We start from the raw sequence: 23,640 nt of genomic DNA, 5'->3' as shown, positions 1-23,640 counted from the left end.
CCGGCGAGGTCATGGGACGAGCGGACTGTAGCCGTGAACATCGCTCAGAGCTCGAGCGTCAATTCATCGCCGTCCGCTCTCGAGACGCAGACGCACATCAACTGCTGATCTGCCTTCTGCGCGTCGGTGAGCACGTCGTCGCGATGCGCGGGCGTGCCGGCGACCACGCGCGTGGCGCAGGTGCCGCAGTTGCCGATGCGGCATGAGGCCGGCACTCGCACGCCCTGCGCTTCGGCGACCTCGAGGATGGAGCGGTCCTTCGGCACGAGCAGGTCCTTGCCGCTGCGGACCAGGTGGACGACGAACTCGCGGTCGCCGGGCTTGGCGCGGTCGGCACTGAACTTCTCGGCGTGAACGCGCGCGGCGCTGACAGCGGCCTGCCGCGCGGCCGCCGACACCGCGTCGATCAGGCGCGAAGGCCCGCAGACGTAGACATGATCGGTCTCGCCCAGGCCGAGCATCAGCGCCTCGACGTCGAGGCGCTGTCCCTCGTCCTTCGCGTGGACCTTCACGCGCTCGCCGAAGGCGTCGACCAGCTCACCCAGGAACGGTGCCTGCGCCCGCGAGCGCACGGCGTAGTGCAGCTCGAAGGCCGCGCCCCGCGCGACAAGCGCATGCGCCATCGCCTTGATCGGCGTGATGCCGATGCCGCCGGCGATCAGCACCGCTCGATGCGCTGTCTCGGCGAGCGAGAAGAGCGTCCGCGGCATCGAGGCGTTGAGCCGCAGCCCGAGCCGGAAGTCCTCGTGCACGGCCAGGGAGCCGCCGCGTCCCTCGGGCTCGCGCTGCACGGCGATCTCGTAGGCATCGGTGCGATGCGGGCTGGACGCGATCGAGTAGCTCCGGGTCGAGTCGGTGCCATCAGCCAGGCGCACGGGTAGGTCGAGGTGGGCGCCGGCGACCACCGCCGGCAGCGGCGATCCGTCGGCGGTCCTCAACTCGAAGGCCCGCACCGATGGCGTGAGCTCGCGCACGCCGGAGATCGTCAGCGCGAGCGGCCCGTCGCCAAGCGATGGCGGCGGCATTGACGCCGACGGCGCCTGCGAAGCGGCCAGCGCCGCCGCCTTGGCATCACTCAACTGCGCCTTCAGCTTCTGCACCTGCGCGCGCAGTGGGGCGGTGAGCGACGCAACCTCGGCCTCGGTGAAGCGCGGCGTGATGTGCTGCGGACAGTTCCAGTCCCAACCCTCGATGCGGATCAGGAAGGCGCGTTCGACGGTCGCGCCATAGGCCGGATCACTCACCGCGGCGATGGCCTCGTCGCCCTGCGGGCTGACGCCGGCCTCGACCAGCTCCACGCGTCCGAGCAGCTTCAGCCGGCGCCGATTCGGATAGTCCACGACGATCATCGAGAGGCGGTCGTCCTTGCGCAGGTTGCCGACGCTCAGGTACTGCACATTGCCGCGGAAGTCCGCGAAGCCGATGGTGCGCGAATCCAGCACCTTGAGGAAACCCTTCGGCCCGCCGCGGTGCTGCACGTAGGGCCAGCCGGTCTCGCTGACCGTGGCCTGGAAGAAGTGGTCGGCCTCGGCGAGGAACTGCGCCTCGCGGGGCGTCAGCGCCTCGCCGCGGTCGCTCATCGTGTCGAGGAAGGCGTACTGCTCGCGGCTGCCTTTCTCCGCCTGGACCTCGCGGACCGTCGGGGTGAAGGTGATGTCCGAATAGGCGCGTCCCATGATGAGCTCCCGGTGAGGATGCGGACCTTCAGGCCGCGGTCGGCAGTTCGAGCTTGACGCTCGGGAAATCGATCTCGACCAGGCTGGCCTTGCCCAGGATGTTGGTCAGGAAGTTCATGCCGACGTGCGTGATGATCTCGACGATCTGCGCCTCGTCGACGCCGGCGGCGCGCAGCTCGGTCAGTTCCAGCGCGGACACCTCGCCGCGCTTGTCCATCAGGCTGCGCGCGAATTTCAGGATCGCGGCGGAGGTGTCGTCGTCGCTGGTGCCGGCGCGGGCCGCGGCGATCTCCTCGGCCGACAGGCCGGTCTTGCGCCCGATCGCCGTGTGCGCGGAGACGCAGTACTGGCAGCCGTTCTGCTGCGCCAGCGCCAGGGCGATGCGTTCGCGGTCCAGCGGGTCCAGGCTGCCGCCGTTGGCGATGCCGTGCAGGCCGAGGAAGGCCTGCAATGCGGTGGTCGAGTTGGCGAAGACCTTCAGGAAGTTGGGGACCATGCCGAGCTGGCCCTGGATCGCGTCGAGCAGGCCTTTCTGCTCGGGCGTGGCGGTGGCGGGTTCGACGACGTGGATGCGGCTCATGGAGTTTCTCCGGTGGGTTGAGGGTGAGCGGATGGTGGCCCTCGCGGTCCGCGGAGAGAATCGGCGCGGCTGGGAAATGACTCTTTCTGGATCAGAAAAGATATGGACAAGCTCGATGCCATGGCCATCTTCGTGGCCGTCGTTCAGGAGGGCGGGTTCTCCGCGGCGGCGCGGCGGCTCGGCGTGTCCGCGCCGGTGGTCACGCGCGCGGTGAGCGAGCTCGAGGCGGCGATGAACGTGCGCCTGCTGCTGCGCACCACGCGCGTGGTCAAGGTCACCGAGGTCGGCGAGCGCTACGCGCAGGACTGCCGGCGCGTGCTCGGCGAACTGGAGGAGATCGAGCAGGCGGCGAGTGGCTCGCACGGCGCGGTGCGCGGCAAGCTCGTCGTCAGCGCTTCAGTGATGTACGGACGGCTCAAGCTGAACGAGGTGGTGCTGGCCTACCTGGCGCGTTATCCGGAGACCGAGGTCGAGTGCCGTTTCCTCGATCGCAATGTCAATCTGCTGAGCGAGGACGTGGACGTGGCGATCCGCATCGGCGACCTGCCGGATGCTTCCTTCCACGCGGCGCCGCTGGCCTCGGTGCGGCGCATCCTGTGCGCGTCGCCCGCGTACCTGAAGCAGCACGGGACGCCGAAGCAGCTGAAGGACCTCGCGAAGCACTCGGTGATCGCGGCGCTTGGGCTGGAGCCTGGATCGGAGTGGAAATTCCGTGAGGGCGCGGGCGTGGACGCGCCAACCGTCGCCGTGCCGATCCGCGCGCGACTCGCCACCAACAGCAATGACCACGCCATTGCCGCGGCGTGCGATGGGTTTGGCCTCACTCGTGTGCTGTCGTACATGGTCGAAGAGCAGATCGCTTCAGGGGCGCTCGTGGAGGTGCTCTCGAAGTTCGCACCGCCCGCCGTGCCGGTGCAGGCGTTGCAGCATCAAGGGAAGCGGGCGTCGCGCAAGGTGAGGGCGTTCATTGACCTGGCGGTGGAGCGGTTGAGGGGGTAGGGCGCCGCCGCGAGCGCGTCACGTGGACGACCGGTGGCTTGACCGGCGCGTAGCGGCGGGGCTTCCGCTCGATGAAAGGGGTGGACCGAGTCCTCGGTACGCTCACTTTGACGATCTGGGCCGAGTGGCCCGGGATGATGCGTGATCAGGCTTGCGTCCGCCTTCCAGACATTCCCGTACCGATGTGGTCTCCAAGCGAGAGCCTCCGAATGGCCGCGGCGCTGGGAGAAGAATCTGTTAGCGAATTCTGAACTGCCCGCGATTTCCAATGGATGGGCAACCCTCGAGTGGTGTGGCCAACGCCGGCTGGGGCGACCTCGCGGCTGAGGGCGTGAGGACGACCATCGAGCGCCAATCAGTTGCCTGGGTCGAAGAGAAGGCACCGGCTTGCTGCTTGGTGGACCGCCCTTCTCGAGCGCGGCGGCCCTACTGCTTGGCTCCGCGGCACACTGACTGGCCCCGCTTGGCTTCCTCCCCCCCTCTCTGAGCGGTTGCCTCTCCCCGCGCGCGTCGATATGGTCTAGCGCAATCTAGCGTTCTAGATGCCATTGCGCTACAGCGGTGGTTCGGCCCCCATGGGCCCATGGAGCGCTCACAAGGGTTCTTAGAGACCTGTCAGGGAGGCGCCATGACCTGGCGATTCAGGAAGAGCTTCGCCCCACTGCCCGGGGTGCGCGTCACGTTGTCCAAACGCGGCATCACTACATCGGTGGGGGCCGGACCGGTCAGGCTTTCGGCAGGACCGCGCGGCACGGCACTGGCCGTTAATGTGCCTGGTATTGGCGTTTCCTTCCGTCAGCCTCTGAAGACAGCGTCTTCCGAAGAGCCAAAGCGGCAATCCGCGCTCAGCGTGTCTAGCGGAATCGATTTGCCCGCATGGTCTCCGGAACCGATTGCTCCGCCCGATCCAATGCCTACGCTGCATGGCACTCCTACTATGGATGCGATTCAGAGCGGCAGTTCTTCGATGATGACGAGCCCGGGCCTCGCCGCATTCAAGGCTTCTCTCATGGGCGCCGAGGCCCTGTATGCGGCCACCGAGAGGGAACTGGTCGAGGCGAGGGGCGTGGAACAGAGCCTTGTCGAGCATTACGAGAGCTGGAATCGCGGCTGGTTTCTCAAGCGCGTAGCGAAGAAGCGGTTCGGGGAGCTTCGCGATGCCGCTGAAGAAGGCACGGCCCGGCGGGCGGAATTGGATGAGCAATTGCAACTGTCGCGGCTGAGCACACAGTTCGAAATGTCCGATGGAGTGGCCAAGGCATTCGAAGAACTGTGTCGGGCCTTCAGTACGTGCTCCTGTTCCCAGCGCATCTGGGACAACGTTGCGCACCGGGAAACCAACCGCGTAATGGAACGCACCACCGCCTCGCGTATCGTGGACCTGAAGCCAGTGAAGTTCCGACTCGGGAAGTGTTCCGTTATCGATGCGCCCATGGCGGTACCGCATCTGGAGAACGCCAACGGAGGCGACATCTTCCTCTTCCCCGGATTCATCCTTTATCACGCCGCGTCCACCAACTACGCGCTTGTGGAGTTCGGTGACTTCGAGCTGAAGGTGTTCGCGAGCAGGTTTCACGAAGAAGGGTCGGTCCCGTCGGACGCGGAGCAGGTCGGAACCACTTGGGCGAAAGCCAACAAGGACGGGTCACCGGACAAGCGATTCAGAGACAACTATTCCATCCCTGTAATGCGGTACGCGACGCTGACGTTACGCTCAAGCTCCGGGCTAAACGAAGAGTACATGCTGAGCAACGTGCAGTCCGCATCCGATTTTGAGATTGCTTTCGCGCGTCTGCGAACCGAGGTGGCAGCGACAGGGTGAAGTGGAAACTCGGATCGATGCCAACGCTGGCAGTGGGCAACCGGCTTGCACGCCGATCTCCACAAACCGCGGCGTCTTCGCCACCGGCTGCGGTGATACCTCCAACACGAACGGTGCTGATGCTGGACCACTTTGACCATCGTGCTGACCGCCATCGACCACTGCTGCTGGTCTTTACCGCGCTGCGGATCCTGGCCGGCGCCACTTGCGTTGCGCCCCAGCACTCCGGGCGATTCAGCATCGGCGCCGCTCTTGATTTGAGCCGCGGCTACTGCTTAAGGCTGGGGCGGTCGGTCGAGCCTTGCGTGACTAACAACAGCTTGATCGGGAATCGGTCGTTCGCTGCGCAGCAGCAGCTCGACGCGCAAGCACCATTCCGCCATGGCAGGCAGGATCACTATGGCCTTTCTTCAGCACGCCGCGAAAGTGCTGACGACCAGCATCGAAGAAGGCGGTAGCGGTACCTGACGGCCAGCGCGGTCTTGATGTTGCCCAGCCCCGGGTTTACCGCGATGGAAGAGCATTCTTGACTCTGGCCGCCGCCCCTGGTGACGTGCGGTTCATGCAGGCTCGCTCTGCGCATTTTCGATGCGCGTCGTAGAGAAGGCACCCCACATCCTTGACGCCGCATCGGCGGCGCCGGCTAACATGAATAGTGGGTGCCTCACCTAGGGAGATAACAATGAGCACGGTTCACGAGGACACGAAGGCTTGGCTGCTCAGTCAGCAGGATTGGCTTCAGGAGGCAGCAGACCGGCTGCTGAGTTCCGGCCAGCTCCACGAAGAGGACCTGAATGCGACCGCGGAGCTGATTAAGACTGAGGACGGGCGCAAGGTGACGAAGCACCATGCCTTTACATCGCTAACCCAGGCCCCCGTCGCGTCGGGCGAGCTTCGGCTCTTCGGTATTTCCGAGGTTGAAGGGATTGAGAACCTCTCGCCCAAGTCTCCGTTGGACTTCGGCAAGGGCAATCTCGTGGTCGTCTACGGCCACAACGGCTCTGGCAAGTCCGGCTACACCCGAATACTCAAGCGCGCGAGCGGCAAGCCGCGGGCCGCGGCACTGAAGGCCAACGTCTTCGGAGACCCGCCAAAGGTCCGCCAGTGCAAGATCGACTACGGGCAGGGAGCTAGCCCGGCATCTCTGGTGTGGCTTGCTGACAGTGATGCCGTCCCAGCCTTGCGGGCCGTCGACATCTTTGACAGCGACGAAGCGGTGCACTACCTCACCAAGGAGAGCTCGGCGGGCTACGTGCCGCCTCTGGTGCTGATGTTCGAGCAACTGGCAGCTGCGTGCGACGGCATTAAGGCAAAGCTGCAGACGCAGCAAGAGAAGCTGGTCAGTGCGCTGCCGGCAGTTCCTCAGGAGTACGCGGGGACGGTTCCCGCAGGTCAGTACACGAAGCTGCGGCACACGATGACGCAGGCGGATATCGACCAGCTCACGAGCTGGACGGAGGCTCAGGCCAAGACGCTCCAGGACCTGGTCGATAGGCTCAAGGTCGCCGACCCCGCGGCGGGCGCTACCCAACGCAGGGCCAAAAAGGCTCAACTCGAGAAGATCATCGCCGCTCTCGGCCAGGGAACTATTGCTTTCGGATCTGCAGGCGTCCAGAGCATCCGCACGCTTCATATGGCGGCAAAGGACAAGCGTCGAGTCGCTTCTGAGGCAGCGACAGTCAGCTCCGCGCTTCTAGACGGAGTCGGACAGGCAACCTGGCGTGCAATGTGGGATGCCGCGCGGGAGTACTCCCAGACGGCGTACCCGCAGAAGCAGTTCCCAGTGACCGACAAGGCGCGTTGCTTGCTTTGCCACCAAGAGCTTCAGCCCGATGCACAGCAGCGGCTTCAAGACTTCGAGCAGTTCGTTGGAAGCAAGCTTGAAGCTGAAGCCAAGACGGCTGAGAAAGCTCATGCCGACGCGATCACAGCTTTGCCAGTACCACCGACCGACGAGCAGCTCACGACGCAGTGCGCTGCTGCCGGGCTGGACGAAGCTGCGTGGCTGGATGAACTGAAGGTGTTCTGGGCACCCACACGCTCGACCTATGCAGCACTTGTGGCGAAGGAGGCGAATGGGGCGGCAGTGGCGGCTCCAGACGTGGCGCCTCTCGCAGCCAAGCTGCAGGCTCGAGCAAAGGGCCTTGGCGACGAAGCGCTCCAACTCGACAAAGACGCCAGAGAGTTCGACCGCGCGAAAGCTGCCAGGGAGAAGCTCGCGCTAGAGGCTCAGAAGTGGATCTACCAGCAGAAGGCCGCCGTCATCAAAGAGGTCGAGCGGCTGAAGTCCTGGCAGGACTTCGAGACCTGGAAGGGTTTCGCCAACTCGCGCAAGGTCTCGATGAAGGCTGGTGAGGTGACCGAGAAGATCATCACCGAGGCCTACGTCAAACGGTTCAACGCCGAGCTGGAAGCCCTTGGTGCGAAGCGAGTGCGTGTGAGCATCGTTAAGACCCGCATCGAGCGCGGCAAGGCCATGCACCAGCTCAAGCTCACAGGTGCGAAGAGCGGCGACGACCCCGTTGGAGTGCTCAGCGAAGGCGAGCGGCGCATCGTCTCCCTTGCAGCTTTCCTGGCAGACGTCACCGCCAAACCTCATGTCGCGCCATTTATCTTCGACGATCCCATCTCGTCCCTCGACCACGACTTCGAGTGGGCGGTAGCCAAGCGACTGGCAGAGCTCGCCAAGACCCGCCAGGTCCTAGTATTCACTCACAGGCTGTCGCTGTATGGCGCAATGGAGGATGTGGCTAAGAAGAACGGCGAACAGTGGAAGAAGGACCACCTGGTTCAGCGATGTATCGAGGCCTATTCGGGCTCTGCGGGCATTCCCGTGCCCGAGACTGTGTGGACACTCCGGACAGACAAGGCAAACAACCTGCTGCTCACTCGCCTTCAAGCCGCCAAAAGGGCCGGAGACGGTGGAGGTAGCGAAGCCTATCGGGCCCTGGCGCAAGGCATCTGCAGCGACTTCCGCAAACTGCTTGAGCGAACGGTCGAAGACGACTTACTCAACGAGGTCGTCAAGAGGCACCGACGGAGTGTGACGACGGAGAACCGACTATCCGCGTTGTCTGCAATTGAACCTGCCGACTGCGCGAAGATCGACGGCTTGATGACCAAGTACTCCTTTTATGAGCACAGTCAGTCGATGGAGGTTCCGGCCTTCATCCCCGACGAGCCCGAGCTACGTGCAGACATTGAAGCGCTCAAGGCATGGCGCGACGACTTCGAAAACAGGAGCAAGAAGGCTCTGGGCTAGGCGTCATATGAAACGACAAGGACGTTGCATCGCTAGTGTGGTGCGCGGAGCTGTTCTGCACTGTTCTTGAAGCTGCGACCAGCGCCGACTTTGCTCGCGTCGCTGCGCTCCGTCAGCTCACCTTGACGGGGCGCAAGGCCACTGTGCCGAATGTCTGCTTGGTGCCAGTCAGCGTGAGTTCGCCTGCTCGGATCGACGGGCAGCAATCGCTGCAGACCGGCCACCGCCTCAGCCAGTCTCGGCACCCCACACCTCACCCCATCCCCGCTCACCTGAACTGATACGACGCCGCCAGGTAAAAGAACCTCCCCCGCGGATCCGTATAGCTCGGGTCATAACCCGAGATGAAGAAGTAAGCCTGGTTCGAGAACGGCGGTGCCGTGTTGAACAGGTTCTTCACTCCCGCCCGGAGCGTGAGCGCGGCGGTCGCCTCCCAGCCACCCGACAGGTCCCACAGCGAATACGCCTTGACCTTGTTCTTCCCCACCACCAGCCCCGTGTTGGTATCGATCGCCGAGTTCTGGTCGTCGTAGCCGCTGTAGAACGAGTTCGCGAGGTTGACGCTCCACGGACCGCGCGACCAGTCGAAGTTGACCCGATGCCGCCACCGCTGCACGACGCCGTCGGTGACGAAGCGCCCGAGGTTGCTGATATAGGGATCGCCATCGCCGGTCTGCTTCTTCGAGCTCAGCGTCAACGTCCCCACCAGCTTGACGCCGAAGCGTCCCATCGCGGTCGCCGGCGAGCGGTACTGCAGCGTGATGTCCAGTCCGGACGCCTTCTGCTTGCCGCGGTTCTCCTTGCGCAACTCGATGAAGCAGATCTCGGAATCGTCCGGGTCGTAGTCGCAGCCCGCAATGCCTTCGTCCTCGTTGTAGCGGTGCACCAGCGGCTCGTACTTGTCGAGGTTGGCGAGGATCACGTCGTCGCCCAGCGTGCTGATCAGATCGCGCTTCTCGATGCGCCAGTAGTCCAGGCCGAAGCTCCATGCCGGCGTCGGATCCGCGAGCATGCCGATCGAGAACTGCCGCGACTTCTCCGGTTTCAGGTTGGCATTCGAATAGGTCCGCGTCTCCCAGTTGTTGGCGCAGAAACCCAGGTCGTTGTCGTTCTCGCGCATGCACACCGGATCGGGCAGCGTCGCCGTCTCTCCGGTCTTCACCGAGCGGTACAGGTCGTTCATCGACGGCGCGCGGAAACCGGTCCCGGCCGAAGCGCGGAAGGTCAGGTTGTCCAGCGGCGCATAACGCAGGCTGACCTTCGGATTGGTCGTGGCGCCGACCTTCTGGTAATGGTCGTGGCGCAGCGCGAATTGCAACTCCCACGCCTTGGTGATCGGCGCGAGCAGCTCGCCATAGGCCGCCCACACCTTGCGGGAATTGTTGGTGAACTGCGCGTCGCCCGGCGTCGGGTCGCCGACGATCTCGTCCGAGATCAGCAGGTCGCTCGCCGCCGACGAGGACTTCTCGCGCCGCAGTTCGCCGCCCAGCGCGATCGCCAGGTCGCCGCCGCCCAGCTTGACCAGGCTGCGGGTGAACTTGGCGTCGAGGCTGTCCATCGATCCGCGGGCGCGGCGCACTTCCTGGTTGATGTTGTTGTCCCGCAGGAAGGCCAGCCCGGCCTCGCTCGACGGACCGAAGGGATTGAGCAGGCCGTCCGCGAAGGCCTGCATCGTCTCGGTGTAGGGCAGGTAGCCGCGCACGTCGCGGTCGGACACGCGGTTGACGCTGTGGTTGTAGCCCCAGTCGTAGTCCCAGGCGCCGAGCGTGCCCGTCATGCCGACGACGATGCGGCTGCCGGTGCTGGTCAGTTCGCTCGCGCGCGGGCCGGCCTCCAGCATGCGCGTGCGCACGGTGATGAGCCGGTCGTCCGGCAGCGCGTCGCCCAGGCCGGTCGCCGCCAGCGCCGGGATCATCGAGACATCCAGGTCCGCGTCGATCCGGTTGCTGGTGCCGACGTACCAGCTCTTGCTGCGGGTGTAGGCCGCCTCGATGAAGGCCTCGTGCCGGTCGCCCAGCTTGAGCACGCCGCGGCCCAGGAAGCTGCCCTTGTCCGTCTTCGGATAGAGCTCCAGGTCGCGCATGTAGTCGTAGGTGCAGCCGTCGACGCCGCCGATGCCGTCGGGCAGGTAGAGGGAGTGCGGCGGCTGGCAGGTCGGCGCGCTCAGGTTGATCGTGCGCGTGGTGATGGGCCGGCCATTGATCGCGAAGCCCTGCGACTCGAGGTAGTCGCGCTGGTCGCCCGAGAGCCGGATGTTGCCGGGGAAGCTGGCCGAGGACAGCAGGTGCGGCAGTCGCTCCGGGATGCGCAGGTCGGAGATGAAGTCGCGCTGCGAGGTGCGCAGCGCGCCGGTCTTCTGCAGGTCCAGCACGCCCATCAGGTTGAAGCCGTCGCGCGCCAGGTCGCCATGGCCGGCGGCGATCGACGCGGTGCGCTTGCCGGCGCCGCCCTCGCCGGACTTGCCCGCGTAGACGTCCAGCTGCACGCCCCGGTAGTCCTTGCGGGTGATGAAGTTGATGACGCCGCCGATCGCATCGGTGCCGTAGATCGCGGACGCGCCATCGAGCAGCACCTCCACGCGCTCGATCGCCGCGGCCGGGATGTTGTTGAGGTCGACGCCGTTGTCGTCGCCCGGCGAGGCGAAGTTGGCCATGCGCCGGCCGTTCAGCAGCACCAGCGTCGACGAGGTGCCCAGGCCGCGCAGGTTGGCCGAATTGAAGCCCATCTGGTCGCGGAAGCCGCCGGTGCCGATGCTGACGCCGTCGGTGAGGTTGTTGCTGAGCGAGGAGACCGTCGCCATCAGCTCGGCCGCGGTGGTGACGCCGGCCTTGACGATGTCGTTGCGGGTCAGCACCTGCACCGGCAGCGCCCCCTCGTCGGCAATGCGCTTGATCGCGGAACCGGTGATCTGCACCCGCTGCAGCTGTTGCGGCGGGGCGGAGGCGGCGGCCTCGGGCGCGGCGACCTGCGCCTGCGCGAGGCCGCAGAGCGCGCCCAGCGCGGCGACCGCGCAGGCTCGCGGCAGGCTCGGTGGGCACGGCGGACGTTTGGCGACACGGGGGGAAGGGACGGTCATGGCGGGCTCCCTGAGGCCGTTGGGGGATGGCTCTGACGGACCAGTCTAGGGACCGGCCCGGCACCGGCAAGGGTGATCTCCCGGGACAGTCGCGACGAAGCAACTGCGGTGTGACCAACAGTCACCCGCCGGTGGGGACGCGACGCTATCGTTGCCCTCCTGCGCTCCCCCCTTCGTCCGATCCGCCCCGTCATGGGGCGGCTTCCTCCGGTTACGTGATGCCGCCGGTCCGCGGCGTGAGGCCTTGACGATGTTCGATCGCTGTTCCCTGCGTCGCGTAGCCGGCGCCCTCGGCCCGGTGCTGGTCCTGGCCGCGATGACGGCCCGGGCGGCCGCTCCCACCGCGCCCGGCGCGCCGACGCCCGCCAGACCGGCCGCGACCAGGCCCGCCCTCGTCGCTCCCGCGCCGGCAGCGCCCGCGGTGCCCGCGGCGTCCGTTCCCCAGGCAACGCCTGGCCCTGGCGCCGATGTCCCCATTAAAGGCCACGCGATGGCGATCGGCGGCGCCCTGAAGGCGGACAACGACGAGGTCTGGAACCGGCTGATCGCGCTGGCGGGCGGGCGCGGCGCGCGTTTCGTCGTCTTCGGCACGGCCGCCGAGGACCCGGAGGCCAGCGCCAAGCAGGTGGTCGAGCAGCTGCAGCGCCGCGGCGCGGTGGCCGAGGCGCTGCCGGTCGCGCCGAAGTTCTCGTGGGTCGACCTGAACAAGGTGGTGCGCGACGCCGCGCTGATCGCCAAGGTGCGCAACGCCAAGGGCATCTTCTTCACCGGCGGCTCACAGGAGCGCATCGTCGACGTGCTCTTCCCGGGCGGCCACTCGACGCCGATGCTCGATGCCATCTGGGACGTCTACCGCAAGGGCGGCGTCGTGGCTGGCACCTCGGCGGGCGCCGCGATCATGAGCACGGTGATGTTCCGTGACGCGCCCAGCGTGATCAGCATCCTCAAGGGCCAGTGGGAGGAGGGCAAGCAGATCGACCGCGGGCTGGGCTTCGTCGGGCCGGGGCTGTTCGTCGACCAGCACTTCCTCAAGCGTGGCCGCTTCGGCCGCATGGTGCCGCTGATGCTGGCCAAGGGCTACCAGCTGGGCCTGGGCGTGGACGAGAACTCCGCCGCCGTGATCCGCGGCGACGAGGTCGAGATCCTCGGCCACAAGGGGGCCTTGCTGGTCGACCTCAGCGAGGCGAGCTCGGATCGCGCGCTCGGCGTCTTCAACCTGAAGAACGCCAGGCTCACCTACCTCGATCACGGCGACCGCATGAACCTGCGCACGCGCGGCGTGACGCCGTCGGCGCTGAAGCTGCGCGGCCAGAAGCTGGAGCCCGGTGCGCCGGACTACAAGCCCTACTACACGCTGCCGCAGTTCTACACGGACATGCTGGGCGACTCGACCATCTCGACGGCGATGTCCATCCTCATCGACAGCGTGCAGCCGGAGTTCCGCGGCCTGAGCTTCGAGGCGGCGCCCAAGGCGGGCGATGCGCTGGCCGACCTCGGTTTCCTCTTCCGCCTCTACAAGGGCCCCGGCAGCATCGGCTGGAGCACCGACGAGCTCGGCCCCGAGGACTACACCGTGGTCAACCTGTACCTGGATGTCACGCCGGTGCGCATGCCGCAACCGCTGTTCGGCCCCTGGCCCGGCGACCGGCGCCCGCGGCAGTCCGCCACACCGGAGGAGCCGCCGGCCGGCGAGCGCCCGCAGCAGCCCTGAGGCGACGCAAAGCCGCTAGCATGCGGCGTTCGCTCATTCCTGGAGTCTGCTGCGTTGTCGCGAAATCCTCTCACCCTTGGGCGGGCCCTCGCCCGGGCGGCCACGTTGCTGGTCGCGGTGGCGCTCGGCCTGCCCGCCGCGGCGCAGACGCGCCCCGCGCCGGAGGCCCAGCCGGCGCCCTCGCCGCAGCGGCCGCCCTTGTCCGCACCGCCCGTCGTCGCGCCGTCCGTCGTTGCGCCGCCCGCCAGCGCCCCGCAGCCCGGCACGGCCGCGGCCAGCCAGGCGATGGCCTCGGCCCCGGTCTCCGCCAGCGCCCGCCGGCTCTATGACCGCAGCCGCGCCCAGCTGCTGCAGGTCCGCACGCTCTTCAACGGCAGCCAGGCCTCGGTGGGGTCCGGCTTCGTCGTCAGCGGGCAGGGCCACGTCATCACGAATTACCACGTGATCAGCCAGCATGCGCTCGAGCCCGAGCGCTACCGGCTGCAGTACCAGACGCCGGAAGGCGACGGCGGCGACATCGTCCTGCTCGACTTCGACGCCCGCCGCGACCTGGCGCTGCTGCGCATCGTCGCCAAGGGCGGCGATGCCAAGGCCGATCCCAAGGGCGTCGTCGCGCGCATGACGGCCACGCCGCTGGCCTTCCGCAAGGCCGACCAGCCGCTGGCCAAGGGCGAGCGCATCTACTCGATGGGCAACCCGCACGACGTCGCCTTCGCCGTGGTCGAGGGCACCTACAACGGCCTGGTCGAGCGCAGCTTCGATCCGCTGATCTACTACTCCGGCTCCATCAACCCCGGCATGAGCGGCGGCCCGGTGCTGGACGAGGACGGCGAGATCGTCGGCATCAACGTGTCGACGATGATCTTCGCGCAGCAGATGAGCTTCCTGGTGCCGGCGCAGCACGCCGCCGCGCTGCTGGCGCGCAGCCGCGACGCCGCGCCGATGAAGGGCGCGGCCTGGCCCAAGCTGCGCGAGCAGCTGATGGCCTACCAGGAGGAGCTGTCGCGCAACTTCCTGGCCCAGCCCTGGCGCACGCTGACGCACCCGCGCTACCGCTTCCCGATCCCGCAGGAGCAGTACATGCGCTGCTGGGGCAGCGGCACCTCCGCGGACGCGCAGGGCCTGCAGATGCAGCGCACGCAATGCCGGATGGAGCACGCGCTGTTCATCAGCGAGTCCCTGCAGACCGGCTACTTCGGCGTGACCGAGGAGGTCTACGACGGCAGCAAGCTGGGCGCGGTCCGCTTCTCGACGATCTATTCGGCCAGCTTCCGCAACGAGCGCCTGGGCGGTCCCGACCGCGACCGCACCGCGCCGTACTGCCGCGAGGACTTCGTCCAGCAGAAGGACGGCCCGCCGCTGCGCGCGGTCGCCTGCCTGCGCGCCTACCGCAAGCTCGACGGGCTGTTCGACCTGACGGTGCTGGTCACCAACGTCGACGCCGCGACCGAGGGCGCGCTGGGCCGCTTCGACGCCCGCGGCGTCAGCTTCGCGAATGCCACCCAGCTGACGCGTCATTACCTGCAAGGATTCGCATGGACGCGGTGATCGAGATCGTCGACCGGGACGGTCATTGCCGGGAAACCCACAAGGTGCGGGCCTGGCCGCTGCGCATCGGGCGCTCGCCCGACTGCGACCTGGTGCTGGCCGATCCGCACCTGGCCGGCGCCCATGCGCTGCTGCACTGGGACGACGCCGGGACGGACGCGGCGCCGGCCGCCTCGGGCCCGGTGCTGGAGCTGCTGCCCAGCCACAACGGCGGCTGGCTCGACGGCCACCGGATCGCCGCCGGCAGCCGCGCGGCCTGGCCGTCGTCGGCGCTCCTGCAACTGGGCACGACCCGGCTGCGGCTGCGCACCTCGCTGGACCCGCTGCCGGCGGAAAAGCCGATGAACCGCGCCGACGAGCCGGTGCGACGCGACGCCCGGCCGTCGTGGGCGCTGCCGGCACTGCTGGCGGTCTGGGCGCTGCTGCTGTGGGGCTCGAACTGGGCCGCCAACGACGGCAGCGCGACCTGGGTCGACACCGTCAGCGCGCTGCTGGCGCCGGTGGGCGTGGCGCTGATCTGGGCCGCGCTGTGGGCGCTGGTGACGCAGCTCTTCCGGCACTGGTTCGCGTTTGGCGCCCACCTGTGGCGGGCGCTGGTGGCGACGGTGGCGATGCAGCTCTTCGACCTGCTGCTGCCGCTGCTGGCCTACATGTTCAACCTGCCGCGCCTGCTGGCGCTGGAGACGCTGGTGATGTCGGTCGGCGCCGCGCTGCTGCTGTGGTGGCATGCGACGGTGGTGTGGCCGCGGGCGTCGCGGCGGCTGGCGGTGGGCATCGGCGCGATGTGCATCGTCGGCCTGGTGCTGACCGTCGGCCGGCGCACCGAGCAGCAGTACTGGCTGGGGCCGAATTACATGGCCACCCTGTCGCCGCCAGCCTTGCGCGTCGCCACGCCGCAGCCGGTGGACAGCTTCATCGACGGCATGGCGCGCCTGGAGGCACCGCTGCTGAAACAGGCGGAGAAGCGCAACGACCAGACGGGCGGCAGCGGCGACAACGAGGAGTGACGAGCGGCGTCGCTCAGGCCGCGATCGCGGGCGCGGGCACGGCCGGTGGCGAGCGCCGCCGCCGCAGCCACGCGACCACCGGCAGTTCGAGGCAGCGCCCGATCAGCCAGCCGCCGGTGACGGCCGCCAGGACCGCGATCGAGAAGACGAGCGCCTCGGGCAGCGCGTGATAGAGGCCGACCTTGGCCATCGACGCGAGCACGATGTTGATCAGCAGGCAGTGCGCGAGGTACAGCGAGTACGAGGCCGCGCCCAGCTGGACGAGCAGCGTCGGCACGCGCACCGGTCGGCGCCGCTCCATCGCGACCAGCGTCGCGAGCACCAGCGCCGAGGCCAGCCCCAGCGCCACGCGGCCGCCGAAGGCATGCGGCCCCTGCGGCCCGAGCCGTTCATAGAGCACCGCGGCGACGAAGGCCGCGGCCGCCAGCAGCCATTGCCCCCGCACCAGCGGCAGCGTCGCGCGACGTGCCATCAGCCCGGTGGCGACGCCCATCAGGAACTGCAGGCAGTGCGGATCGCCGAGCTTCCAGGGCAGGGCGGCCGGCAACTGGCCGAAGGCCTGCGCGACCACCAGCGCGGCCCACAGCGCGTACAGCGCCAGGCCGCCGCGCAGGTGCAGCAGCAGCACGCATAAGCTCAGGTAGAAGAGCACCTCGTACTGCAGCGACCAGGCCACGCCGACGTATTCCGGCGCGCCACCGCCGATCCACAGCAGCAGCGTGCCGGGGAGGTCGTCGGCGCCCAGTTCCGAGACCGGCGTGCGCCCGGTCGCCAGACGGGCCAGGATCGACGGGCCGGCGGTCATCGCCAGCACCATCCAGTAGATCGGGAACACGCGCACGAAGCGCTTCCACAGGTAGCCCGGGCAGCGCGCCGCGCCGCCGCCGAGCTCCGCGTGGTGGACGAAGGTGATGATGAAGCCGCTCAGGACGAAGAAGAAGTCGACGCCGGCATAACCGAAGTCGAACAGGCCGCCGAGCGCGACCTGGCCCGAGAACTGCGGCACCCGCATCAGGTGCGTCGCGTGCATCAGCACCACCGCCAGCGCGGCGATCGCGCGGGCGGCCTCGATGGAGGCGAGCTTGGGAGCGTGGCGGTCGGTCGGGGCCATCGGGCGGCGCTGCTGCGGGAAAACCAGGGCAGACCGCACGGTATGTCGACGCCGGCCCGCGTGGCCGTCGCCCGTCCCCCAGGGCGGGGGAACTCGTCGAGGGGACTAGGTTCTAGGGGGGAGGGCGGCCTCAGGCCGACAGGCGCTTTTCCATGAAGACGGACAGCGGGTCGTCGGTGTAGTCGCCGAAGGGAGCGCGGCGGTCATAACCCAGGCGCTCGTAGAGCTTGAGTGCCTCCGGCTGGTGCACGCCGGTTTCCAGGCGCGCCAGTCCGATGCCTCGTGCCCTGAGATGGGACTCGAGCTCTTCCATCAGCACCTTGGAAATGCCGCGTCCCCGGAAATGCGGTTGGACGAAGACCCGCTTGATCTCGCCGTATGGGCCGTCGGCATCGTCGTCGACGACCTTCACCGCCGCGCAGCCGGCCAGCCATTCCGCGAGCCAGACGCCAATGAAGCGCACCTGCGGCTGGGCCAGCGCCTGGGGATCCAAGAGGTGGTTGCTTTCGCCGGGGTAGAGGGCCGCCATGTACGCGTCCGACTGCGCCAGCAGGGACATCGCGGCGGGGCTGTGGGGGTCCAGGGGTTCGATCTGCATGCCTGCACGGTAGCAACCGATGTGCCCAGTGCGCGGGAAATCCCTGAAAGCCTTTGCAAGCCAACGTTCGCTTGCAAATCGTCATAAAGGTGAAGCAAGCCGATAGGCCGGATTCTGTGCGCGGCTCCTCTTGCGATTCGCCGCGTGACCGCCATTCATCTGGGCCGGGCATCACTGCCCGGCTCGGTGCCACCTACCCGCCAGCTCTGCGAGCCGCATCAACGCTGGCCTACTTGGTGTTGCTGCGCGTAGAGATTGCCCGTTTCACCCGAAACCGGCTTGCACCGGTCCCGACTCGTCTCTGTTGCTCTGATCCTCGGCTTTCGCCGGGCAGCCGTTAGCTGCTACGCCGCTCTATGCAGTCCGGACCTTCCTCCAGTGCCGTGTTTCCACGCTTGCACCAGCGGCGGTCTGGCTTGCTTCACGGGGCGAGAGTTTAACCGCGTGGCCGCCTCGGCTTCGCTTTGGGCGCCCCGCGTCGTTGCGAATCCTCACCATAGCTGAGCTATGGCTCCGGTTCGCGCCTAGCGGGGCATCCCAAAGCGAAACCGCTTCGGCCACGCGGTGCGTTTGGTGTCAGGACTTGCCTGCAAGGATCGCTTCGATGGTTTGCTGGACTGCGAGCGCTTCGGCGAAGCCGGGCAGGCTGTGCGAGCGGCCTTCCAACATCGCGGCCCAGTGACCGAGCTGGTCGGTCATGCCGTTCATGCGCAGGGTCTCGGCGTCGCCCAGGCTCTGCACACGCTCGCCCTGGCGCTGCTGCGTCACGCCGAACCAGTCCCGCAACTCGATCTCGCCTTCGCTGGCGCGCCACAGCATGCGGTTGTCGTCCGCGCGCTCGCCGCCGATGCCCGCGCTGATCATGACCGGCACGCCCGCCGCGCTCAGCTCCGCCTCGACGGACAGCTCCGAGCCAATGCCGTCCGCCGGATACACGACCTCGCTGCGCACGACGCGCGCCGGGCCCAGCACCCGCTGCAGCACGAAGATGAAATGCGACAGCACCTCGCGCGTGAAGCCGCCCTCGGCGCGCTGCGACAGCCAGGCGCCCGCGCCGGCCTGCCAGGGCCGCGGCCAGGCGGCGAAGCGCAGGTCGATGCGCACATCCAGCAGCGCTCCGAGCGGCCGCCGCGACGCCGCGCCGAAGGCCAGCTGCAACTGCGCCAGGCCGGTCGACGACGCGAGCGAATAGTTGACCGCGGCCCGGCGCCGCTCCTGCTCGATGCGCTCGATGCAGGCGCGGGCGGCGGCGAAGTCGGTGGTGAGCGGCTTCTCGCACAGCACCGGCAGCCCGGCGTCGAAGGCACGCTCGGACAGCGCGATGTGCGGCCCCGGCGGCGTGGCGATGTACAGGCCGTGCAGGCCGGGCTCGCGGATCAGCGCCTCGGCGCTGCTGGCGGCGCGCAGCATCGGGTCGTTCGCCAGCACCTGCGCCAGCACCACCGGGTTCTCGTCCCAGACCTGGGTGACGCGCAGTCGCGCATGCCCGGCCAGCCGCGCCAGCATCCGCTGGCCCATCACGCCCAGTCCCACCACCCCAATGCTCAACACGCCTGGCACCGCCGTCTCCGCCCGAAGTTCCGCAAAAGCCCCGCAGTGTAGGGGGGCCGCCACAGCGCGGGCCGCCGCTCGGCGGACCCGGGCGACTCGCGCACGCCCGTCCCGCAAGCGGTGTGCCCGGGCGGCATGACGGCCGGTGCGACAGGCCGGGCGGAGGTATCGTCGGCGGCTTCTCGCACGCTCGCATCGCCCCACGCATGAATCCCGAAGCCAGCCAACTGTGGCGCGCGCCACGCTGGGCCCTCGCCATCCTGCTGGCCGCGCTGGCCACGGTGGGGCCCTTCTCGATCGATACCTACATCCCGGCCTTCGCCGGCATCGCCAAGGCGCTCGACGCCACGCCGATCGAGATGCAGCAGACCCTGTCCGGCTACCTGCTGGGCTTCGCGGTGATGAACCTGTTCCACGGCGCGCTGTCCGACAGCTTCGGCCGGCGCCCGGTGGTGCTGTGGGGCATGGCGGTGTTCGCGCTGTCGTCGATGGGCTGCGCGCTCGCGGGCAGCATCGGCCAGTTGGTGTTCTGGCGCACCGTGCAGGGCCTGTCCGCGGGTGCGGGGGTGGTGGTCTCGCGCGCCATCATCCGCGACATGTTCCCGCCCTCCGAGGCGCAGCGGGTGATGTCCCAGGTGACGATCTTCTTCGGCCTGGCGCCCGCGATCGCGCCGATGATCGGCGGCTTCCTCTACGTCCACGCCGACTGGCACGCGATCTTCTGGTTCCTGGTCTTCGTCGGCGCGCTGCTGTTCGCCGTCACCTGGCGCCTGATGCCCGAGACGCTGCACCGCGACCACCGCCAGCCCTTCCACGTCGGCTCGCTGCTGCGCGGCTACCGCTCGCTGGTGGGCAGCCGCCGCTTCCTGCTGCTGGCGCTGGCCAGCGGCATCCCGTTCAACGGCATGTTCCTGTACGTGCTGGCCGCGCCGGTGTTCCTGGGCGAGCACCTGGGCCTGGCGCCCACGCAGTTCTTCTGGTTCTTCCTGTTCAGCATCGGCGGGATCATGGGCGGCGCCTGGCTCAGCGGCCGCCTGGCTGGCCAGATCGCGCCGCGCAAGCAGATCCGGCGCGGCTTCTTCATCATGGGCTTCACGTCCATCGCCAACATCGTCTGCAACCTGACGCTGCCGCACAGCGTGTTCTGGGCCTTCCCGCTGATCAGCAGCTTCGCCTTCGGCTGGGCGCTGATGGTGCCGGTGGTGACGCTGCTGGTGCTGGACCAGGCGCCCGAGCGCCGCGGCATGGCGTCTTCCCTGCAGGCCTGCATCGGCAGCGCCGCCAACGGGCTGGTCGCCGGCGTGCTGGTGCCGCTGGTGATGCATTCCATGCTGACCCTGGCCCTCGCCTCGGCCGGGATGATGTGCATCGGTCTGGTCGCCTGGACCTGGGTCAAGCGCGAGGTGTCCACGCCCGCGGCGTGACGTCCGCCCGCCGGTCACCCTCAAGAAGGCCGGCCATCCTCCGAAATAGGGAAGGTGCGCCGGACTCGCGTCCGGGCGCCGTCGCGCATCCCGCCGACGGCGGGCACACCGAAGTCCTGCGGAGCGATCCATGTCCCACCGTCCCGGCCTCGGCACCTGGTTGCCGGCCGTCCTGTGTCTGTCCCTGCTGTCCGGCGGCCCGGCCCTGGCCGCCGACGCGCCCGCGCCCAAGGCGGCCACCGCCGCCGAGGCGGGCGAGCCGCTGCGCGACCGCCTCGCGGAGCGCCTCAAGGACGATGCGGCCAGCCTCAAGCTGAACGCGAAGAAGGCGCCGGCCGACGTCCGCACGAACAACCCGGTCGACCAGCGCGCGCGCCGCGCGGCGGCCAAGCCGGCGGCGGCGGCCTCGGCCGCCCGGTCGACCACGCCCTGGGCCTACACCGGCGAGGGGGCGCCCGACCGCTGGGGCCAACTCGAGCCCGAATTCCGCCAATGCGCGATCGGCACCCGGCAGAGCCCCATCGACCTGCGCGACACCATCAAGGTCGACCAGGAGCGCATCCGCTTCGACTACAAGTCCAGCGCCTTCTCGGTGGTGGACAACGGCCACACGGTCCAGGTGAACGTGGCGCCGGGCAACTCGCTGCAGATCATGGGCCGGCGCTACGAGTTGCAGCAGTTCCATTTCCATCGCCCCAGCGAGGAGCGCATCAACGGCCGCCAGTACGACATGGTGGCCCACCTCGTCCACAAGGATGCCGAGGGCCGGCTCGCCGTCCTGGCGGTGCTGCTGGAGCGCGGCCAGGATCAGGCGCTGATCCAGACGGTCTGGAACCACCTGCCGCTGGAGCGCGGCGACACCTACAACGCGCCGGTGCCGATCGACCTCAACCAGCTGCTGCCCGCGGAGCGGGGCTACTTCTCCTACATGGGCTCGCTGACGACGCCGCCCTGCACCGAGGGCGTGCTGTGGCTGGTGCTGCGCCAGCCGGTGCAGCTGTCGACCCAGCAGATCTCGGTGTTCTCGCACCTGTACCCGATGAACGCGCGGCCGCTGCAGGCGCAGTCTGGCCGCCTCATCAAGGAATCGAACTGAGGGCCCGCGCCCTCGATGGCTGAGCCGTGGGAGCGTTGTCTCCCGCTTGGGCCGACGCCGTGACGAGCGTCACGGCGTCGGCCGTCTTCTTGGTGGAAACCCTTGGTTATCGCTGGCGCTCACCGCACAATCCCGGCCGCCGCGCGCCAGAAGCCATCACGCGTTTGATCTTGGTCATGGACGGCGCGGCCGGAACCTCAATTGCCCTTTCCCTCCGTGGAGGGGCGCCCCATCCCCCCAGGACACCCCCGCCGTGATGAAGACCATCAAGTCGCGCCTGATCGCGATCAGCATCCTGATCGTCGTCGCCGCCGTCGCGCTCGCCACCTTCGCCAGCTACTGGGCCGTGCGCGATCACGCCCGTCGCCAGGTGCAGGCCCAGTTGACCGACCTCGCCACCGCCAACGCCAACGGCGTTGCCGCATGGGTGAAGACGCAGAAGGACGTGGTCGCCGCGATGGCGCCGGCCGCGCAGCTCGAGGACCCCCGTCCGGTGCTGACGCAGGCGCTGCAGTCCGGGCGCCTGGATCTGGCCTATGTCGGCGGCGCTGACAAGCGGATGATCTCCATCCCCGACCGCCAGCGTCCCGCCGACTACGACCCGACCGGCCGCGGCTGGTACAAGCTGGCCTCCGCGACCGACCAGCCGGTGATCACCGCGCCCTACGTGGCGGCCTCCAGCAAGAAGCTGGTCGTGACCTTCGCCAGCGCGGTGCGCGCGGGCGGCGAGCTCAAGGCGGTGACCGGCACCGACGTGGCGCTGGACGACATCGTCGCGACGATGAAGTCGATCAAGCCGACCGCCAGCGGCTTCGCGATGCTGCTGGACAAGCAGGGCACCGTGATCGCCCACCCGGACGCGGCCCTGACGCTCAAGCCGGTGAAGGACCTGTCGGCGGCGATCGACGGCGCGCTGCTGACGACCGCGCACGGCGACGAGCCGACGCTGGCCGAGGTGGGGGAGCATCGCTTCTTCCTGAAGGCCGTGGATGTGCCCGGCACCGACTGGGTGCTGGTGGCCGCGGCCGAGCGCAACGAGGCGCTGGCGGCGCTGTCGGACGTGCTGCGCAACGCGGGCCTGACGATGCTGGTGGTGACGGCGGTGGCGGCGCTGGTGGCGGCCGCGGCCGTCGGCGCGCTGCTGAGCGGCCTGGCCGGCATCAAGCGCGCGATGAACGACATCGGCGCCGGCGAGGGCGACCTCAGCCAGCGCCTGCAGGTGCGCGGCGAGGACGAGATCGCCGACATCTCCCGTGGCTTCAACCAGTTCGTCCACAAGATCGAGCAGGTGATGCTGCAGGTGCGCGAGACCAGCCAGTCGATCGCGGTCGCCTCGCGCCAGATCGCCGCCGGCAACCACGACCTGAGCCAGCGCACCGAGGAGACGGCCAGCAACCTGCAGGAGACGGCCAGCTCCATGGAGGAGCTCAACAGCACCGTCGCCAACAGCGCCGCCAATGCCGACCAGGCGCGCCAGCTGGCTGACACCGCCAGCCGCGTCGCGCGCCAGGGCGGCGAGGCGATGGGGCAGGTGGTCTCGACGATGCAGGAGATCAGCACCAGCTCGCGCCAGATCGGCGACATCATCGGCGTCATCGACGGCATCGCGTTCCAGACCAACATCCTGGCGCTGAACGCGGCGGTGGAGGCGGCGCGCGCCGGCGAGCAGGGCCGCGGCTTCGCGGTGGTGGCGGGCGAGGTGCGGGCGCTGGCGCAGCGCTCGGCCGGCGCGGCCAAGGAGATCAAGTCGCTGATCACCGCCAGCGTCGAGCGTGTCGAGACCGGCACGCGGCAGGTCTCGACCGCCGGCGAGACGATGAACGAGGTGGTGGGCAGCGTGCAGCGGGTGGCGCAGATGATCGGCGAGATCAGCCACACCGCGCAGGAGCAGAGCCACGGCATCGGGCAGGTCAACGTGGCGGTGGCGCAGCTCGACCAGGTCACGCAGCAGAACGCGTCGCTGGTCGAGGAATCGGCCGCCGCCGCCGAGAGCCTCAAGGACCAGGCCCAGAAGCTGGCCGACGTGGTCGGCACCTTCCGCCTGAGTGCCGGTCAGTCCGGACCTACGGACTTCTGACCCACCCGCCAGCGTCGCCCACAAGCCCAGCCCCCTTCGAGGAACTCCCTCTCCCCGCCGGGCGGGGAGAGGGTAGGGGTGAGGGGTCTCCCCGGCGAACGC

Annotated in this window: 16 protein-coding genes and 1 other RNA gene; 10 read left to right on the top strand and 7 right to left on the bottom strand. The window is 68.4% G+C overall.

Annotated elements, in window-relative coordinates:
• Nucleotides 1-44: 44 nt before the first annotated feature.
• Nucleotides 45-1,676, bottom strand: a complete 1,632-nt coding sequence (locus FHT38_RS17095; RefSeq protein ID WP_183492651.1) for a 2Fe-2S iron-sulfur cluster-binding protein — start codon at nucleotides 1,674-1,676, stop codon at nucleotides 45-47.
• 28 nt (nucleotides 1,677-1,704) lie between these two features.
• Entirely contained in the window at nucleotides 1,705-2,256 is a 552-nt protein-coding gene (locus tag FHT38_RS17090; RefSeq protein WP_183492650.1) for a carboxymuconolactone decarboxylase family protein, read from the bottom strand.
• Nucleotides 2,257-2,358: 102 nt separating this feature from the next.
• On the opposite strand from FHT38_RS17090, the gene FHT38_RS17085 reads away from it, so the two are divergent.
• The 4 genes from FHT38_RS17085 (at nucleotide 2,359) to FHT38_RS17070 (ending at nucleotide 8,339) form a co-directional block, all read left to right on the top strand.
• A complete protein-coding gene (locus tag FHT38_RS17085; RefSeq protein ID WP_183492649.1) occupies nucleotides 2,359-3,255 on the top strand; it encodes a LysR family transcriptional regulator in 897 nt (298 codons plus the stop codon).
• 628 nt (nucleotides 3,256-3,883) lie between these two features.
• Entirely contained in the window at nucleotides 3,884-5,077 is a 1,194-nt protein-coding gene (locus FHT38_RS17080) for a DUF4236 domain-containing protein (protein ID WP_183492648.1), read from the top strand.
• 119 nt (nucleotides 5,078-5,196) lie between these two features.
• A complete protein-coding gene (locus tag FHT38_RS17075) occupies nucleotides 5,197-5,535 on the top strand; it encodes a hypothetical protein (RefSeq protein ID WP_183492647.1) in 339 nt (112 codons plus the stop codon).
• A gap of 224 nt (nucleotides 5,536-5,759) precedes the next feature.
• On the top strand, nucleotides 5,760-8,339 hold the full coding sequence (locus tag FHT38_RS17070; RefSeq protein WP_183492646.1) for an AAA family ATPase: 2,580 nt from the start codon (nucleotides 5,760-5,762) through the stop codon (nucleotides 8,337-8,339).
• Nucleotides 8,340-8,607: 268 nt separating this feature from the next.
• Here FHT38_RS17070 and FHT38_RS17065 read toward each other — a convergent pair whose 3' ends face one another.
• Nucleotides 8,608-11,415, bottom strand: a complete 2,808-nt coding sequence (locus FHT38_RS17065; protein ID WP_183492645.1) for a TonB-dependent receptor — start codon at nucleotides 11,413-11,415, stop codon at nucleotides 8,608-8,610.
• 490 nt (nucleotides 11,416-11,905) lie between these two features.
• Here FHT38_RS17065 and FHT38_RS17060 point away from each other — a divergent pair, with 490 nt between their 5' ends.
• The 3 genes from FHT38_RS17060 (at nucleotide 11,906) to FHT38_RS17050 (ending at nucleotide 15,681) form a co-directional block, all read left to right on the top strand.
• Nucleotides 11,906-13,126, top strand: coding sequence for a cyanophycinase (locus FHT38_RS17060; RefSeq protein ID WP_147242874.1), 1,221 nt, complete (start codon nucleotides 11,906-11,908; stop codon nucleotides 13,124-13,126).
• Nucleotides 13,127-13,231: 105 nt separating this feature from the next.
• Entirely contained in the window at nucleotides 13,232-14,674 is a 1,443-nt protein-coding gene (locus FHT38_RS17055) for a serine protease (protein WP_183492644.1), read from the top strand.
• Complete coding sequence (locus FHT38_RS17050; RefSeq protein WP_183492643.1) at nucleotides 14,662-15,681, top strand: FHA domain-containing protein; 1,020 nt, start codon at nucleotides 14,662-14,664, stop codon at nucleotides 15,679-15,681. Before FHT38_RS17055 ends, FHT38_RS17050 begins: the two co-directional genes overlap by 13 nt.
• Nucleotides 15,682-15,694: 13 nt before the next feature.
• Here the strand turns inward: FHT38_RS17050 and FHT38_RS17045 are convergent, their stop codons facing one another.
• From FHT38_RS17045 to FHT38_RS17030, 4 genes are all read right to left on the bottom strand, one after another.
• On the bottom strand, nucleotides 15,695-16,792 hold the full coding sequence (locus tag FHT38_RS17045; protein ID WP_183492642.1) for an acyltransferase: 1,098 nt from the start codon (nucleotides 16,790-16,792) through the stop codon (nucleotides 15,695-15,697).
• A 130-nt stretch (nucleotides 16,793-16,922) separates the two neighbouring features.
• Nucleotides 16,923-17,390, bottom strand: a complete 468-nt coding sequence (locus FHT38_RS17040) for a GNAT family N-acetyltransferase (protein ID WP_183492641.1) — start codon at nucleotides 17,388-17,390, stop codon at nucleotides 16,923-16,925.
• 87 nt (nucleotides 17,391-17,477) lie between these two features.
• Nucleotides 17,478-17,813: RNase P RNA component class A (rnpB, locus tag FHT38_RS17035), an RNA gene on the bottom strand.
• 153 nt (nucleotides 17,814-17,966) lie between these two features.
• Nucleotides 17,967-18,941 (bottom strand): Gfo/Idh/MocA family protein, encoded by a 975-nt coding sequence (locus FHT38_RS17030; RefSeq protein WP_183492640.1) that lies wholly within the window; start codon nucleotides 18,939-18,941, stop codon nucleotides 17,967-17,969.
• 206 nt (nucleotides 18,942-19,147) lie between these two features.
• On the opposite strand from FHT38_RS17030, the gene FHT38_RS17025 reads away from it, so the two are divergent.
• The 3 genes from FHT38_RS17025 (at nucleotide 19,148) to FHT38_RS25670 (ending at nucleotide 23,538) form a co-directional block, all read left to right on the top strand.
• The gene (locus FHT38_RS17025; RefSeq protein WP_091726045.1) at nucleotides 19,148-20,365 is read left to right on the top strand and encodes a multidrug effflux MFS transporter; all 1,218 of its coding nucleotides are present in this window, start codon (nucleotides 19,148-19,150) and stop codon (nucleotides 20,363-20,365) included.
• A 130-nt stretch (nucleotides 20,366-20,495) separates the two neighbouring features.
• Nucleotides 20,496-21,461: a carbonic anhydrase gene (locus FHT38_RS17020; RefSeq protein WP_183492639.1), complete on the top strand. Its 966-nt coding sequence runs from the start codon at nucleotides 20,496-20,498 to the stop codon at nucleotides 21,459-21,461.
• 256 nt (nucleotides 21,462-21,717) lie between these two features.
• A complete protein-coding gene (locus tag FHT38_RS25670; protein WP_175538321.1) occupies nucleotides 21,718-23,538 on the top strand; it encodes a methyl-accepting chemotaxis protein in 1,821 nt (606 codons plus the stop codon).
• The last annotated feature ends 102 nt before the right edge of the window (nucleotides 23,539-23,640 follow it).

The organism is Mitsuaria sp. BK041, from assembly GCF_014193085.1.
Taxonomy (GTDB): Bacteria; Pseudomonadota; Gammaproteobacteria; order Burkholderiales; family Burkholderiaceae_C; genus Roseateles.
Note: the sequence above shows the minus strand (reverse complement) of the source record. Positions and strands in the feature narration are given on the sequence as shown.